This is a genomic window from Granulicella sp. L46, assembly GCF_009765785.1.
In the GTDB taxonomy this organism is placed as follows: domain Bacteria; phylum Acidobacteriota; class Terriglobia; order Terriglobales; family Acidobacteriaceae; genus Granulicella.
Window position 1 is genome coordinate 137,580 of sequence record NZ_LMUT01000016.1, and the last position, 14,936, is coordinate 152,515.

10 protein-coding genes are annotated in these 14,936 nt (G+C 58.6%); 4 read left to right on the forward strand and 6 right to left on the reverse strand.

Going from position 1 to position 14,936, the window contains the following annotated elements; translation table 11 throughout:
- Positions 1–18 precede the first annotated feature (18 nt).
- Together GSQ80_RS17705 and GSQ80_RS17710 are read left to right on the forward strand one after the other, a co-directional pair.
- Complete coding sequence (locus tag GSQ80_RS17705; RefSeq protein WP_158788992.1) at positions 19–720, forward strand: L-ribulose-5-phosphate 4-epimerase; 702 nt, start codon at positions 19–21, stop codon at positions 718–720.
- A 64-nt stretch (positions 721–784) separates the two neighbouring features.
- Positions 785–1,891, forward strand: coding sequence for an aldose epimerase family protein (locus GSQ80_RS17710; RefSeq protein WP_158788993.1), 1,107 nt, complete (start codon positions 785–787; stop codon positions 1,889–1,891).
- 39 nt (positions 1,892–1,930) lie between these two features.
- Here the strand turns inward: GSQ80_RS17710 and GSQ80_RS17715 are convergent, their stop codons facing one another.
- The 3 genes from GSQ80_RS17715 to GSQ80_RS17725 all read right to left on the reverse strand — a co-directional run bounded on the left by GSQ80_RS17715 (position 1,931) and on the right by GSQ80_RS17725 (position 5,178).
- Positions 1,931–2,953 carry a hypothetical protein gene (locus GSQ80_RS17715; protein ID WP_158788994.1) on the reverse strand — a complete coding sequence of 341 codons (1,023 nt, stop codon included), beginning with the start codon at positions 2,951–2,953 and terminating at the stop codon, positions 1,931–1,933.
- Positions 2,954–3,112: 159 nt separating this feature from the next.
- Positions 3,113–4,033: an N-acetylglucosamine kinase gene (locus GSQ80_RS17720; RefSeq protein ID WP_158788995.1), complete on the reverse strand. Its 921-nt coding sequence runs from the start codon at positions 4,031–4,033 to the stop codon at positions 3,113–3,115.
- Positions 4,034–4,041: 8 nt separating this feature from the next.
- Complete coding sequence (locus GSQ80_RS17725; RefSeq protein ID WP_254059743.1) at positions 4,042–5,178, reverse strand: SIS domain-containing protein; 1,137 nt, start codon at positions 5,176–5,178, stop codon at positions 4,042–4,044.
- Positions 5,179–5,314: 136 nt separating this feature from the next.
- Here GSQ80_RS17725 and GSQ80_RS17730 point away from each other — a divergent pair, with 136 nt between their 5' ends.
- Positions 5,315–6,100: a DeoR/GlpR family DNA-binding transcription regulator gene (locus tag GSQ80_RS17730; RefSeq protein WP_158788996.1), complete on the forward strand. Its 786-nt coding sequence runs from the start codon at positions 5,315–5,317 to the stop codon at positions 6,098–6,100.
- 14 nt (positions 6,101–6,114) lie between these two features.
- On the opposite strand, the gene GSQ80_RS17735 is transcribed toward GSQ80_RS17730, so the two are convergent.
- Positions 6,115–8,262 carry a glycoside hydrolase family 20 zincin-like fold domain-containing protein gene (locus GSQ80_RS17735; protein WP_158788997.1) on the reverse strand — a complete coding sequence of 716 codons (2,148 nt, stop codon included), beginning with the start codon at positions 8,260–8,262 and terminating at the stop codon, positions 6,115–6,117.
- Positions 8,263–8,568: 306 nt separating this feature from the next.
- Here GSQ80_RS17735 and nagA point away from each other — a divergent pair, with 306 nt between their 5' ends.
- Entirely contained in the window at positions 8,569–9,705 is a 1,137-nt protein-coding gene (gene nagA, locus GSQ80_RS17740; RefSeq protein WP_158788998.1) for an N-acetylglucosamine-6-phosphate deacetylase, read from the forward strand.
- A gap of 76 nt (positions 9,706–9,781) precedes the next feature.
- Here the strand turns inward: nagA and GSQ80_RS17745 are convergent, their stop codons facing one another.
- The gene (locus GSQ80_RS17745) at positions 9,782–10,828 is read right to left on the reverse strand and encodes a glycosyl hydrolase family 18 protein (protein WP_254059744.1); all 1,047 of its coding nucleotides are present in this window, start codon (positions 10,826–10,828) and stop codon (positions 9,782–9,784) included.
- A 103-nt stretch (positions 10,829–10,931) separates the two neighbouring features.
- Complete coding sequence (locus GSQ80_RS17750) at positions 10,932–14,504, reverse strand: carboxypeptidase regulatory-like domain-containing protein (RefSeq protein ID WP_158788999.1); 3,573 nt, start codon at positions 14,502–14,504, stop codon at positions 10,932–10,934.
- Positions 14,505–14,936 lie beyond the last annotated feature (432 nt).

Consider the following 14,936-nt stretch of genomic DNA (forward strand, 5'->3'; position numbering starts at 1 on the left):
GTTGATGAGGTGTTATCGATGCTGCTGAAGAAGCTGAGAGAAGAGGTCCTGGAGGCCAACCTGGAGTTGGTGCGCAAGGGGTTGGTGCTGTATACGTTCGGGAATGCTTCGGGCGTGGATCGCGAGCAGGGGCTGGTGGTGATCAAGCCGTCGGGCGTGGATTACGACGTGCTGAAGGCCGAAGACATGGTGGTGACCGACCTCGACGGAAAGATTGTGGAGGGTACGCTGAAGCCATCGTCGGACTTGGATACACATACGCTGCTGTATCGGGAGTTTACTGAGATTGGTGCCGTGGTGCATACGCACTCGGAGTTTGCGACGAGTTTTGCGCAGGCGGGACTGGCAATTCCTGCGTTCGGGACGACGCATGCGGATTACTTTCATGGGCCCGTGCCGGTGAGTTTGCCGTTGAGTGATGAGGCGATCCAAGGGAAGTATGTACACGAGACGGGGCTCGCGATCGTGGCGCGATTCAAGGGGATTCCGGCGATTGACCCGATGGCGGTGCCGGCTTGCCTGGTGGCGGGGCATGCGCCTTTTGTGTGGGGAAAGAATGCTGCGGACGCGGCGCACAATGCGGTGGTGCTTGAGGCAGTGGCGAAGATGGCGTATCGCACCCTTACGCTGAAGGCGAGTGCGGACGAGGTTTCGCAAGCGCTCCTGGACCGGCATTACCTGCGCAAGCATGGGGCGAATGCAACGTATGGACAAGGGTAGTGTGCTTGGTAAAGAATGATGCGGCGATAGTGAATTAAAGCGATTGAAGTTTGAAGGAGATGGAATGACGTTCAAGCAGGCTGTACTTGGAGTTGCGGTAGTGTTCATGAGTTCGCTGGCGCAGGCGGGTGTGACGAAAGCGGATTGGGGGAAGACCGCGGATGGAACTCCGGTGCAAATTTATACCCTCAGCAACGAGAACCTTACCGTGCTGATTACGACGTTTGGTGCGCGGGTCGTTAGCATCGAAGCTCCAGACCGCGCGGGGAAAAAGGCGGATGTGGTACTGGGCTATGACAGTTTGAAGGAGTATGAAGCGGACAAGAGCACGTACTTCGGTTCAATTGTGGGGCGCTATGGAAACCGCATTGCGAAGGGTGCGTTCACGATTGATGGCAAGACCTATCATGTGCCGCTGAACAACAATGGCAACGCGCTGCATGGCGGGCCAGCGGGCTTCAGCAGCAAGGTTTGGGTGGGCAAAGAGATTCCGGACGGCGTCGAGATGACGCTGGTGAGCCCGGATGGCGACATGGGTTTTCCGGGAACGCTGACGGCGCGCGTGCGTTATACCGTGGAGGGCAAGTCGCTCAAGATTAATTACATCGCGACGACGACTAAGGCGACGGTCGTGAACCTTACGAACCACAGCTATTTCAACCTGGCGGGCGATGGGAAGGGAACGATCCTCGATCACGTGTTGATGATGCCCGCGGACTTCTATACTCCTGTGGATGCTACGCAGATCCCCACAGGCGAGCTGGCGCCGGTCAAAGGAACGCCGTTTGATTTCCTGAAGCCTACGGCGATTGGCGCGCGTATCAACGATACCAACGAGCAGTTGAAGATTGGCGGTGGCTACGACCATAACTGGGCGCTCAATGGCGCGGGCGATGGGCTGCATGTGGCCGCGAAGGTTTATGAGGCTAGCAGCGGACGGACACTTACCGTGACGACGACGCAGCCGGGCGTGCAGTTTTATTCCGGCAACTTTCTGGATGGCAGCAAGACCGGGAAGTTTGGCGTGACGTATCAGAAGTATGCGGGCTTCTGCCTGGAGACGCAGCACTTTCCGGATGCGCCGAATCAGCCGAAGTTTGCGTCGACCCTATTGAAGCCGGGCGAGACGTTGCACTCGGAGACGGTGTTTACGTTTGGCGTGCAGAAATAGCTGGTAGAGGCGGATGGCTCAAGCGGTAGTGCTTCGGCGCTACCGCTTGCTTTCGTTTGGGAGTTTTTGTTCGACCTGGGACGTTACGGGTTCGGCGGGGCCTAGCAGGAGTTGAACGCCGACATACGCGATCCAGCTCGGCTGGCTGTTGTTGGCTGTGATGGTTTGGAAGCTGCGGCCCGCCATCAGCAATAAGTTGAATGTCTTGGAGTGATTGAGCGCCTGACGGCCCCCGAGGCCGAGCGTGGTTTCACGCTGTTTGGGGCCACCGGTGGCGAATTTCCCGACACCCTGGCCGGCAGGGAGCGTGTTGGCGTCCTGCTGGTCGTAGAGTTCAATGTAAGCTTCGGTGCGGTCCGTGAACTCGTGCCCTACGAGCAGACCGCGTCCCCAGCTTTGGGGTAACGCATGATTGCCGAAGTTGTAACCGACTTCGCCGTCGATACGGATGGGGCCGATGCGGCCATTAATTTCGATCGGAAGAAAAAAGTTTGGCCCGGGGGCGACGACACCGCGAGGGACAGAGCCGGTGGGATTGTCAAGAAAGAGCTGCGGGTACGTGGAGATGCTGAAGTTGACGATGGGCTCTGTGGAATCGTCGGCGCCGGGGGAATCGCCGGAGGCCGCGACGGGCTGGGGCTGATCGGATGGATGACGCCCGAAAGCTCCCAGCAGGCCGGTACCGAAGCGATTCTTGACCCAGGGATCGTTGGGATGATGTTCGTAGAAGCGCCACTTGATACCGAGCAGGCTTTGCCCGAGGCCGCCGATGACCTGTTCCTCAACGGCAGGCTGAGACGGTGAGGCTGGCTGGGCGCGCGTCTCTTCGATGGCGATGGGGATTTCGTACTTGAGTTGGATGCGGTCGCCGAGACCGTAGTTGATGTCGAAGTCGGGCACCTGGTAGGCGCCTGCCTGGGGATTGCGATCGCCAATCCAGCCGAAGTTAATCTCCCAATGCTTGTTGCCGGGTGTTTCCGGATCGTCGGTGCGAAAGGGCGGGCCTCCTTGCGCATGCGCGATGGTCGCGAGCACAGGAATGACGATGAGAAACAGAACCAATTGGCGAGGCCATTGACGTTGCTGTCTTTTTTGGAGAGGTAAGCTCAAGGCCTTGAGCCTATCGAGGTTCATGTATCTATAGTAAGCAATCCAGCTAAAGACAAGCTGAAGATCAGCGTCGGTGGGAGACAGTGCGCTGCTGGGCACATGAATTTTTGTTCAGACAGAATGGCTGGTGCGAGCGCGCCAGAGTGCGCCTGCGATGGGGTCGATGACGCCGTCGAGGGTGTGGAGCGTAGGAAACTCGGCGCGGACGGCGGCGATGAGGGCGTCGCGCACGGGCTGAACTTTTTCCATGATGGAGCCGGTAAAGGCGAGGCTTGGAAGCGGGGCATCGGCGGAGGACGCGGCGTGAATGCGGTGAAGAACGACGCGGACAAGCCATGCTAAATCTTCGCCCTCGCGACGGAGGACTTCGGCTGCAACGACGTCACCCAGGTTAGCGCAGCGAAGGACGACTTCGGTGAGGCGAGAGAAGTCAGGGGCGGGGCGGGAGTTGGCGTACTCGACGAGGAGATCGAGAGAGGCGAGTTTCCAGAAGTCGAGGACGGCGTCGAGGAGGATGGTGGGGAGTTGTTCATCGCGGGCGAGCAGCGCGGCGCGAAGGCCTTGGCGGCCGATCTTGTAACCGGAGCCCTGGTCGGCGAGCTCGGGCCCCCAGCCGCCGGCGGTGACGAGGGTTCCGTTGGGCATGCGGCCGGCTACGTTGGATCCCGTGCCGGCCATCGCGAGCACGCCGATGCCGCCTTGAAAGGCTGCGTCGAGCGCGATCTCGACATCGCCTAGAAGGATGAGGTCGCCGGAGACGCGGGCGGCGAAGGCTTCGCGCAGCCAGTCGGTGACGAGCGGAACGGTTTCGCCAGCGGTGCCGATGCAGGTGCGGGTGATGGCTTGCGGCGAGATGCCGGTGAGGGTAGTGAGTTCCGAGAGCGCTTGATCGAGGTTGGTGGCTGCAGTGGTGGCGTCGGTGCGCATGCGCTTGATGGTGCCGGTGCGCACGCGCGCGAGTTCGCGGGTGTCGTCGGCGAGGAGGTAGTCGGTTTTGGTACCGCCGATATCAAGGGCAAGGAAGTACGGCATGGGATGAGCTACTCCGCGAGCACGGCCTTGGTCAGATTCCTCGGATGGTCGACGTCGATGCCGTTGTTGATGGCCATCCAGTAGGAAAGAAGCTGCAATGGAATCGTCTCACAGATCGCCAGCAGCGGCTCGCGCATCTCGGCGACATAGACCGTGTGATCGGCGAGCTCGGCTACCGTTTCATCGCCGGTGTTGGCGATGGCGAGGATGCTCGCGTGCTGCTCGCGCATGTCGCGCATGAGCTGAACTACCTTCTCGTAACGCTGGATCGAGTCGGGATCGGAGTGGTCGACGGTGGCGATCATGACCAGCGGTGTGCCTTCGGCGACGAGCGCGTTGGGGCCGTGCTTGAGCTCACCGCTCGGATAGCCTTCGGCGTGAAGGTAGGCGGATTCTTTTAGCTTGAGGGCGCCTTCGCGGGCGATGGGATAGTGAATGCCGCGGCCGAGGAAGAGGAAGTTTTTGGCTTCGCGGTACTGGTAGGCGACGCCGTGCATGGCCTCCTCCCAGCCGCGGAGCTGGGCTTCGATCTGGTCGGGGAGTGCGGCCACTTCGGCAAGGCGCTGCTTGAGCTCGGCGGCGTCCATTAGGTCGCGCGAGATGGCGCTCATGAGGGCGAGGAGATAGAGATTGAGCAGTTGCGCGGTGAAGCTCTTGGTGGCAGGGATGGCGCGCTCGCGGCCGGCAACAGTGGGGAAGGAGACGGTGGCTTCGCGCTCCATGGTGGAGTCGTCGACGTTGGTGATAGCGAGGGTTTCGTTGCCGACGAGATTGGCCTTGCGCAGCGCGGCGAGGGTGTCGGCGGTTTCGCCGGATTGGGAGATCACCATGACGGCGGTGTTGGTGAGGGCCTTCTCCGAGCGGTAGGAATATTCGCTCGCGTACTCGACGTCGACGGGGATGCCGCTGAGGTCTTCGATGATGAGTTCGGCAAGCAGACCGGCGTGGCGGCTGGAGCCGCTGGCGGCGATCACGATCTTGTTCTGTACGCGCTTGAGCCATTCGAGGAGAGGGGCGCAGGTTTCGGAGCAGAGGCCGTCTTCATCGACGTAGCGGGCTACCGTCGCCTCAAGAGTGGAGGGCTGTTCGAAGATCTCGCGCAGCATCCAGTGAGCGAATGGGGAGGGTTTAGGCGATGTGGGCACGGAGTGGCTGTCCTTCGGCAAAATTGATCGTTTAAGCTCTATACGATCAGAATAGGGCACGTTTCAGGAAGCTGCAAGAAAAATATTTAGTTAACGGCAAGCATTGTGGCGCTACACTCATCTAGATTCAAATCGTATGTCAACCAAGACAGATGTTCGCGGCGATCGTATTATGAAGGCCCTGCTTCGGGCGGGGGATATCTCCGTTCAGGAGCTGGTGGACCAGGTGGGGACGTCGGCTCCGAGCATTCGGCGAGACCTGGCGCGACTGGAAAAACGTGGTCTCGTGTTGCGTACGCATGGTGGCGCGACGCTGGTGGAACCGCTGTTGTATGAGCCATTTCGGCACGATACTTCGTTCCAGGCCAGAGAGCTGCGGTCGGCGGATGCGAAGCGGCGGATCGGCGTGGCGGCTAGCGAATTAATTGGCGAGAGCGAGACGATTGGGCTGACGGCGGGAACGACGACGACGCAGATTGGTCGGTCGCTGCGGCATCGGCGCGGGATTTCGGTGATCACCAATGCGGTCAATATCGGGATGGAGCTTTGCAATCAACCGGCGATCAAGACCATGCTGACGGGCGGAACGCTGGCCTGGGCTTGGACCTTCGCGCTGGCAGGGCAGCCGGCCTTGAATTTTCTCCGCGATGTGTATCTGGATAAAGCGTTTATCAGTATCACGGGGTTCGATATGGAGCGCGGAATCACGACGCTGGAATCGGAAGAGGCGGCGGTATCGCTGGCGTTCATTCGGAATGCGAAGAAAGTGATCGTGGTGGCCGATAGCAAGAAGATGGGGCAGGTGAGTCCTGCACTCATCTGCCCCATATCGGCGATCCATTGTCTGGTTACAGATTCGGATCTGCCGAAGTCGATCCATGAAGAGCTCACGGCGCGGGGTATCGAGGTCATTCTCGCGTAGCCGCTGCGGTGGCCCTATTTGGGTGGTGAAACCGGTGCGGGAATGCCTATCTGGTTTGCGGGCGGAAGGGTTCGCGTCACGTAGAAGTTGTCGATGAGGGTGTCGATGTCCTGGCCGCGCTTCTGCCAGAGTTGCGTTTGCAGGTCGTAGCGGACGAGGACGTTGTCGATCCAGTAGGGACGATTCTCAGCCATCCAGCTTTCGCGATAGAGGTTCTTGAGGAGCGAGAACCCGTCGCGCAGATCCTGGCAGCGGCCGTTCATACTGCTGATGTTGTAGAGCAGGTTTTCGGTGGTGGAATCTTTCTTGCGATCATGCTGCAGGTCGTAGGCCTGAGCGTAGAGGTCGCGCATTTCGTCGGAGAGCTGGAATTTCAGGCCGATGAAATCAATGCGGCGGGCGCCTAGTTCCATGGCACGTAGCGAATCTTTTTCGCGGAGAGACGGATCGGTGGCGAGCGCGGTTTCGATCAGCTCGATGGCTCGCTCGGAATGGAGGCGCGCGGCGGAGAGGTTGGGTCGGAGCTTATCGGCCTTGGCGAGGCCGGCGGGGCTCCAGGGGTCGAGCCAGAAAGCTTCGTCGCTGACGTCGATGAGATCTTCGGCGGCGATGATCTCGGCCATGGCCTGGTTGATGCGGCCTGTTTTATCGCCATAGAAGCTCGGGCCGAATGATGCTTCGTAAGGCGCGGCCTCGGCTTTGACGGACTGCCACCCGGCGGCCGCGCCGAAGAGCGTGCCAAACCAATCCTGGTTATAGAGGCCTTCGCCGTCGTCGTTCCAAATGGTGGTGAGTTCGCCGGTGCTGCCGAGACGCTGGCCGGCAGCGATAAAGCCGGAGATGTTGTCGAGTGCGGTTTTTTCGACGGGGTAGACCTGGCGCCAGTTGGAATCGCCGGGGGCAACCCAGGTCTCGAGGCCTTGTTTCTTGAAGGGAAGAATGTCGTTGTCGTAGCTGTCTTTGTGGCCGTAAACCCAGGGGACGGCGATCATGTCCTTAGGGATTCCGAGGATGGCGGAGGGGTCGGAGTCGCCGATGTCGCCCCAGAAGATGAGGCGGCGGTGAAGCGGGGCGAGCACCGTATGGATAGAGCTGAGGAAGTCGGCGTACGCGGGGCCGAGACCGCGCTTGTCGACTTCGGGTTTGGTGCGACCGAGGCCGAGGTCGAAGGTTTCGTCTGCGCCGATGTGCAGGAACGGGCTGGGGAAGTCGGCGGCAATCTGGGTGAACCAGCTCACGATGAGCGGGAGCGAGTTGGGCTGGCCGGGGGCGATGACGTTGCCGTGCGGCGTCTCGGCTACGTCGGCATACTTTTCGTATTCGAGAACGTGGTGAACGTGGCCAAAGGCTTCCTGCTCAGGAACGATCATGATGTGGAGAGGCGTGGCGAAGGCTACGAGCTCTTTGGCCTCATCGCGGGTGAGGGCTCCGCCGGGGGGCGCGGCGAGAGGGTCGGCGGAATACTCGAGATTGCTCTCGAAGTAGGGCGAGTAGAGATTGACCTTGTGCGCGGCGAAGACTTCAAGCTGATGCTTCTGGAAGGCGAGCGTGGGGAAGGGGCCGCGGGAGAGGTCGTCGTGCTGCCCTCGATACTTCATTGCGGGCCAGTCGCGGATGGTGGCGGACCATATCTGTGGGCCGTTGGGGGAGGATTCCACGAGCTGCTTGATGGTCTGCGCGCCGTAGAAGATGCCGGCGGCGGTCTGGCCGATGATGTCGACGGTCTCGCCTGCCGTGGAGTTTTTTTGCGAGACGAGGACGTAGCCTTCGTCGTGCATGGGAGCGTCGAAGGCGAGATGGCTTGCGGATAGGAGCCGGCGGGCTTGCGAGGAGTCCGCGCGGAGGAGATTTACGGTGAGATCGGCGTTGCCCGCGGCTGAGGATAGGAGGATGCCGCTTTGGGTGAGGGATTGGGTGAGGTTTTGCGCGGCGAAGAGGTCGTCCGGATCGCTGCCGGGAACGAGTACAGAAACGGAATGCACAGAAACCAATGCGCCGGGCTGGATCTCCTTTGGCTGCGGAGACATGGCGGGAGCAGCAGGTGTGACGGATTGCGCCTGGATAACGGGAGTTGACACGAAAAGCAGGCAGAAGACACCGGCCAGAGACCAACTCGACCGGAAGCGGCAGAAGCGAAATGTCGGTTGGATGGAATCGATCATGTAAGTGGACATTCTCCTGCCAAAGTGATTGTTTTCTATTGAAGTGCGCAAACTTCTGAGCTATCGTGTACTACAAGAACACACTCTGTCTGGTGTGGGCAAGAACTTTTATTCGCAGCGTCCATGGCGGAAGCTGCGACGGCCCCTTCTGCGTGCTGTAACGAGGGTAGCTTTTGATGTGCCGTCGAAGGCACCTCGGCGGTGTGCATCACATGATTCGAGCATAGCTTCGTGATAGCACAGCTGATACGAAGAAGGCGATCGACCGGGCTTGAGCATTGCAAGTTGTTAGAAGAATGGAAATCGATGCTGACGACAATAACTGCACGTAGATTGATCACCGACACGGGAGAGATTGAATATCCGGTGGTATCGGTGGAGGATGGCCATATCGTTCGCATCGAGTCGGGAGATGCGAATGGCTCGAAGGAAACGCTTACCGCAGCCTTCTTCGATATTCATGTGCATGGAGCGCGATCGTTCGACTTCATGGCGTCGGACTCGTCGGGTATTGCGGAGGTAGGCCGGTTCCTGGTGACGCGTGGCGTAGCCCATTATTTACCGACGACGGTGACAGCGCCACTGGAGCTGACGCTCAAGGCGCTGGAACGGCTGGCCGATGTGATCGAACATCCGTCCCACGGCCGATCCGGCGCTCCTATCGCGGTTCCGGTTGGGATCCATCTGGAAGGACCGTTTGTGTCGCACGGAAAACGTGGCGTCCATCCCGAGGTCAGCATTCGTGAACCGAACATTGAGTTGTTCGATCGCTTCCAGGCGGCGGCGAGAGGGCACATTCGTTTGATGACGCTGGCGCCGGAACTTCCGCATGCGCTTGAACTGATTCAGCACGCGACCGCTGCCGGTGTGCGCGTAACGATGGGCCATAGCACGGCGACATCCGAGGAGACGCTGGCGTCAATCGCGGCGGGGGCAACGAGTTCCACACATTTGTTCAACGCGATGCGGCCCATTGATCATCGTGAGCCGGGAATTGTGGGAACCATCTTAGATCGCGATGATATTTATGCTGAGGCGATCTGCGACGGAGTGCATGTGGATCCAGCCATCATTCGGCTGTGGCTGAAGATCAAGGGGGAAGAGCGGGCGATCCTTGTGACCGATGGTATGTCGGCGACGGGCGTGCCGGATGGAACGTATACGCTTGGAGATTTTGAGGTCGTCGTGAAAGATGGTGTCTGCCTGTCGGGCGAGACTCTGGCTGGGAGCGTGTTGACGATGGACCAGGCCGTTGCGAACGTGCAGAAATTCACTGGAACGTCGCTGGGAGCAGCCGTTCGGCTCGCTTCGCGTAATCCTGCGCGCATGATGGGAATGTCGCAGCTGTCGACGATGGCGCCGGGCACGCCTGCGAACTTCAACGTGTTCGACGAGGCTGGCGATCACACGGGTACCATCTTCCGCGGACGGTTGGTGGAGTAGCGGTTGCGAATTGCTGGTGAAGAAAAGCCCTCTCGTTGGAGAGGGCTCTTTCGTGCGTTCGTCCCTATAGTTTGAGCTAGCGTTTGGCTGGGATCGCGTCCCATATCGCTGGGTCTTCTTCGCCGAGCACCCAGGCGCAGACGCCCTGCAGGTTTGACTTCTTCGCGAGGTCGAAGCGATCCATGAAGGCGCGCTTGTCGGTGTAGAAGAACCACTCGCGCATCTGATCGCGATTGATGAAGAACCAGGGAGTGTGCTCCTCCTCATCCCACTGGGTCTTCCCGCCGTAGGTGTCACGGAGATAGATTGTGTCGGCATAGGAGATATAGTCAGCGGTGGGATGCGGGATCCGGTCCTTACCCTCGAAGCCAGGCTCGCCGGTGTACCAGTGATAACCATAGAACGCGATGCCGAGCGAGAGCTTGCTCTTGGGCACGGCCTTGAGCGCGTAGTCGAGGTTCTGATTCGTCCAGACCCAGCCGTCGACGGGACCGGGTTCAGTCCAGCGAGTGTTCTGATCGTAGGTCATCAGGCAGATGAGGTCGACGGCATCCGCGAGAGCTTTCAGGTCGTAGCCTCCGCGCCACTCTTGAAACATCCATGTGCTGAAGGCAGTCTCGCCAGGATGTCCGGGCGCGTTGGGAACAACGTCGATCTGAACTTGCAGGTGTTGCTGGTGGAGGGCGTCAGCGATTTTCTTTACGAGCGCGGAGAGGCCATCGCGATCGGTCCACATGACATCTTCGATGTCGAGATTTGCGCCGTCGTAGCCGTTCTCTTTGCACTCGCGAAGGAGGGAAGCGATCAGCGCGTCCTGAGCTTTTGTGTCGTTGAAGAGTGCATGCGCCTTGTCGGGATTGAAAAGCGCGAAGAGCGGGATGATGGTGAGATGCGCGTCCTTGGCGGCCTTCAGGACAACCGGCTGCGGCTCGCCGCTAACGAAGCCGTTCTGGTCGATCTGATACCAGGTCGGAGAGATGATGTCGATCTTATCTTTGTGCGCCATAAAGGATGCGACGGAGGTGGTCCCGTTACTCATCCAGAACTCTGTTTTCTGAGCGTGTGCAGGTTGGATCACGCTCATGCAGATCACTACGAATAACGCGTAAACGGAATGTTTCATTGAAACCTCAATTATCCAAATGTACCCGAAGAGAAATCTCTGGTTGGCGTTAAGCACAAATGCCACCCCGAGCTGGGGTGGCATCAATGGTTAGGGTTGATGGTTAGAAGCTGAGTCTGAGTGCGAACTCAACTTGACGCCCAGGGTTCGATCCATCGACGAGGCCGAAGGTGCCAACCGTGCCCGCACCGCCGCCGAGTGGACCGGTTGTGCGAACAGCATTGCAAGCTCCGCAGGAGCTGTATGCTCCGCCGTAGGCTGCCGGTACGCTGAAGATCGGCGTGTTGGTCAGGTTGATGAACTGTGCAGAGAAGGCGAGGTTGAACGTATCGGTAAAGTACACCATCTTGGTGATATTCAGGTCTGCCGTCTTAAGGCCCGGTCCACGAAGGGCGCCATTCTGACAGTTTCCGAACGTTCCACCATCGGCTACATCAGCGACTTCAGTTACCGACTTAGGATTGAGATTGGTTCTGCCAATGCTTCCGCCGATCTGCACGGTCTGCATGGGTTGATTGTTTAACATGCCTTGCACGCAATCAGGACGTGCCATGTAAGAGCCGGTGAGTGTCGATGCAGAGTTGGGATTTTGGTCTGCGAAGTAGGCGCCGGCAAAAGGAGTGATACCGAAGCCGGAATGCATCTGGGTGTCGGCAGCAATCTTCCAGCCACCGATCACGGCATTGACGGGCCTGCTGACGTTGGTGCCAATCAGCTTTCCGCGACCGAAGGGCAAGTCATACACGCCGTAGGCTACGAAATACTGGGCGACGTCTATAGTGCAGCGGCCGTAGTCGGCCTTTGGGTCGTACTCGTTCTGGAAGAAGTTCTGCCCGGCCTCCGTCTGCGATTCGCCGGCACCTTCTTCATCACCATACGATCCGAAGTAACCGAGGGAGTTGGCCTGGCACTTCGACCAGGTATAGCTTACCGTGAGATCCAGGCCGTGGTAATTCTTCTGAGCAAACATGAGTTCCAATGCGTTATAGCGGGAGATGCCGTCGGACGCGTTGTAACGCGCCTGAGCTCCAGCGTTCACGATCGGCTGCATGTAAGGACCGGGAACGACCTCGCCCGCGGAGTTGATCTGCTTCTGGTTGTAGAGGTAGATGTCGGACATGTGGTCGTCTTTGTTACCGACCCAGCCGATGGTGATGGACGAATTCGCGGCGAACTGCTGCTGAACAGCGAGGCTGAACTGCTGATCGACAGCGGGTCGCAGATTCGGATTGGTAGCGTGCACCTGTCCACTGGCAAAGCACTCGGATGCAAACTCCTGCAAGAGTGCCGGAGTGCAGGCAGCCGATTCGAAGGGCAGGTAGCCTTCATCCAGTGTGGTGGTTGGATACAAGAGCGACGCGCCTGAAATGTTTTGCTCATTATGCAGTTCGACGTTGGGAGGATTGACGACCGCCATATTGTTGACGCCGTTGCCTTCCATGTAGGTGGAGATATCGTACGCGCCACGAACGACCATCTTCGGAATCCAGCTCGGCTGCCATGCAAAGCCGACGCGCGGCTGCCAGTTACCGATACCGGTATAGGTGTTGTAGTTGGTTCCGATCTGTGGAGTTCCGGTGAGGAGATCGAAGTTGACGTTGTTGTTGTGGTCCTTGTCGCCCCGGTCGGTGGTGAGCTCGTAGCGAAGACCGAGGTTGAGGGTCAGGTTGGGAGAAACCGTCCAATTGTCCTGCACGAAGCCTGCGAACAGACTGTTGCGAAGGTGGAAGTTGAAGGGTTCGCCCTGTTGAACGCCCTGGGGCAAGCCGAGCAGGAAGTCGGCGAACGCGCTACCGGAGATGGCCGTCTGGGTGCCCGGGACGAGCCCGTTGGCAGTGTATTGACCGTTGAAGCTGAACGCACCCGAAGCGCCCTGGTTGCCGGCGTAGACGTCGTTCATGATGTAGTGATAGTACTCAAACCCGCCGTGAATGGAATGCTTGCCATGTACCCAGGTAAGCGAATCCTCCGCTTCGATGGTGGTGTCGTGGAAGATCTCGACTCCGTTTTGGCTGCCCACGTTGCCGTAACCGAAACTCATCAAAGGCAAGATCGTTCCCTGAACGCCGGGGAGTCCAAACACCTCAGGTAAATTCTGGTCGGTTGCGTTGGTGTAGATCTGATCGTTGGCCGGGAAGATCTGCATACCTGCACGAACTTCGTTTACCAGCGATGGGGTGATCTGGCGATCCCAGTTGGCGACGAAGTTCTTGAGCGGATATTCGCGCGTAAGATTCGGCGTCAGGACGTTGGTTCCATTGCTGCTGGTGTTGATCGTGTACGCCTGGGTGTAACGGCCGTTGATGTGATCCTTCGGGCTGGCTTGCCAGTCGATCTTGAGATCACCCTGGTAGCTGTGCACGTAGCCGTTGGTGTAGTAGGTCGGCTGCTCGAATTGCTCCTTGAAGAGCGAGGACGAGACCATGTTTTGCGCTACGGTGCTGTTGATCGGCACCAGGTTGTTGAGGAAGGGCTGACGTCCACCGATAGGGGCGATCTGGCCGGCGTTGGGACCAGTGAGATAGACCGGGCTGTAGAGTTGCAGGGCCTGGTTGGAGCAGACGCCGTCGACAAAGGAAGCGCCCTGGCTAGTACAAAGGGTGCTCATATCGCCGGTAAGAAAGGCTGACGGAATGACCTGGTTATTTTGCGCTGTTTTGGGAGTGTTGTTAATCGCAGAGTTGAAGTCAGCGAAGAAGAACAATTTGTCCTTGACGATCGGTCCACCTACAGCGGCGCCAAAGTTGTTCCACTGCAGAACCGGGCGAGGATTTCCTGGTCCGGTAAAGTAGCCACCGTCACCGTTGGTGTCAGGGATGAGGAGGAAGGCCTGGGCCTTGTCCTGCCAGCTATTGGCATTGAGAACGGTGTTGCGGAAATACTCGTAGACGGTTCCATGAAAGTGGTTGGTGCCGGACTTTGTGGTCTCGACGAGTACACCGCCGATGTAGTTGCCGTAATCGGCCGGCGCATTGCTTGTGATGAGTTGGAAGTTTCCGATGGCATCCGGTGCGGCCACATAGGCTGCGTCGTTGTTGTCGGGCTGGTTGATGTCCATGCCGTCGAGGCTGGCGTTGTTGTCCTGCTCACGCGCGCCGTTCACATAGGGACGACCGGTACCAAAGGTGTTCTGCGAGGATGCGAAGGCGAAGATGTTGGGGCTGATCGCGCCCGGAACAAGGAGGGTCAGTTGGTTGATGTTACGCGAGGCCATCGGGAGATTTCCGACGGTGTTGGCGTCAAGGACGGTGCTCACTTCCGTTGAAACGGTCTGGAGGAGGGGAGGAGCTGCAGTCACATCAACCACTGCATTGACTCCGCCGACCTGCAACTTGAAGTTGATTTCAGCGACCTGATTGACGGACAGCGAGAAGGAGTTGCGAACCTCTTTGCTGAAGCCGGAAGCCTCGACGGTGATAACAACGTTTCCCTCGGGGATTTGGGGGAAGTTGTACAGACCCGCGCCGCTGGTCTTGGTGGTCCATACAGTGCCACGATCGGTATCGCGGACGGTGACGAGTGCATTCGGAATGGCGCCGCCGCTGGGGTCAGTTACGGTTCCAGTAATAGAGCCAGCGGCTTGCTGGGCCCACGCAGGCGTTGACGCTCCAAATACGAGCGTGCCCAAACAGATGGCTATCACCATCATTAACGTTGAGTAACATTTCAGCTTCACTGGGATCTCCTTATGCAATACAAATTCGCGTGTCATGTCTGCTCTCTCTTGAAGCCTTGTTTGCGAACCTTGTGCGATACGTCACACATGAGTTAATGGCCCGTGACTCAAACTGCTGCTCTAGGGTTCTTCGAACACTATTTTGTTCAAATGGGGCCGAGTTGCTCAAAAGTGTGACGATTTAGTGAAATCTACCTTGTCTCGATGTGGTTTGCAACAACGAAATTGCGGATAGGGCAAAAAAACTGCTAGTCAAGGGCGGAATAGCGATTTTTGGGCACAATTCGAGCAGATTTCTAGCCGGATCAGGGGGAAGCGACCGGCGAAATCGGCGTTTGGTGCCCAAGTGATCGCGGGGTCTCGGGCCTTTGGATCAGAACTGAGCAGCCGGATGTCAGGTATGATTGGCCGCGCACGCCTTCCGGTTCGCTT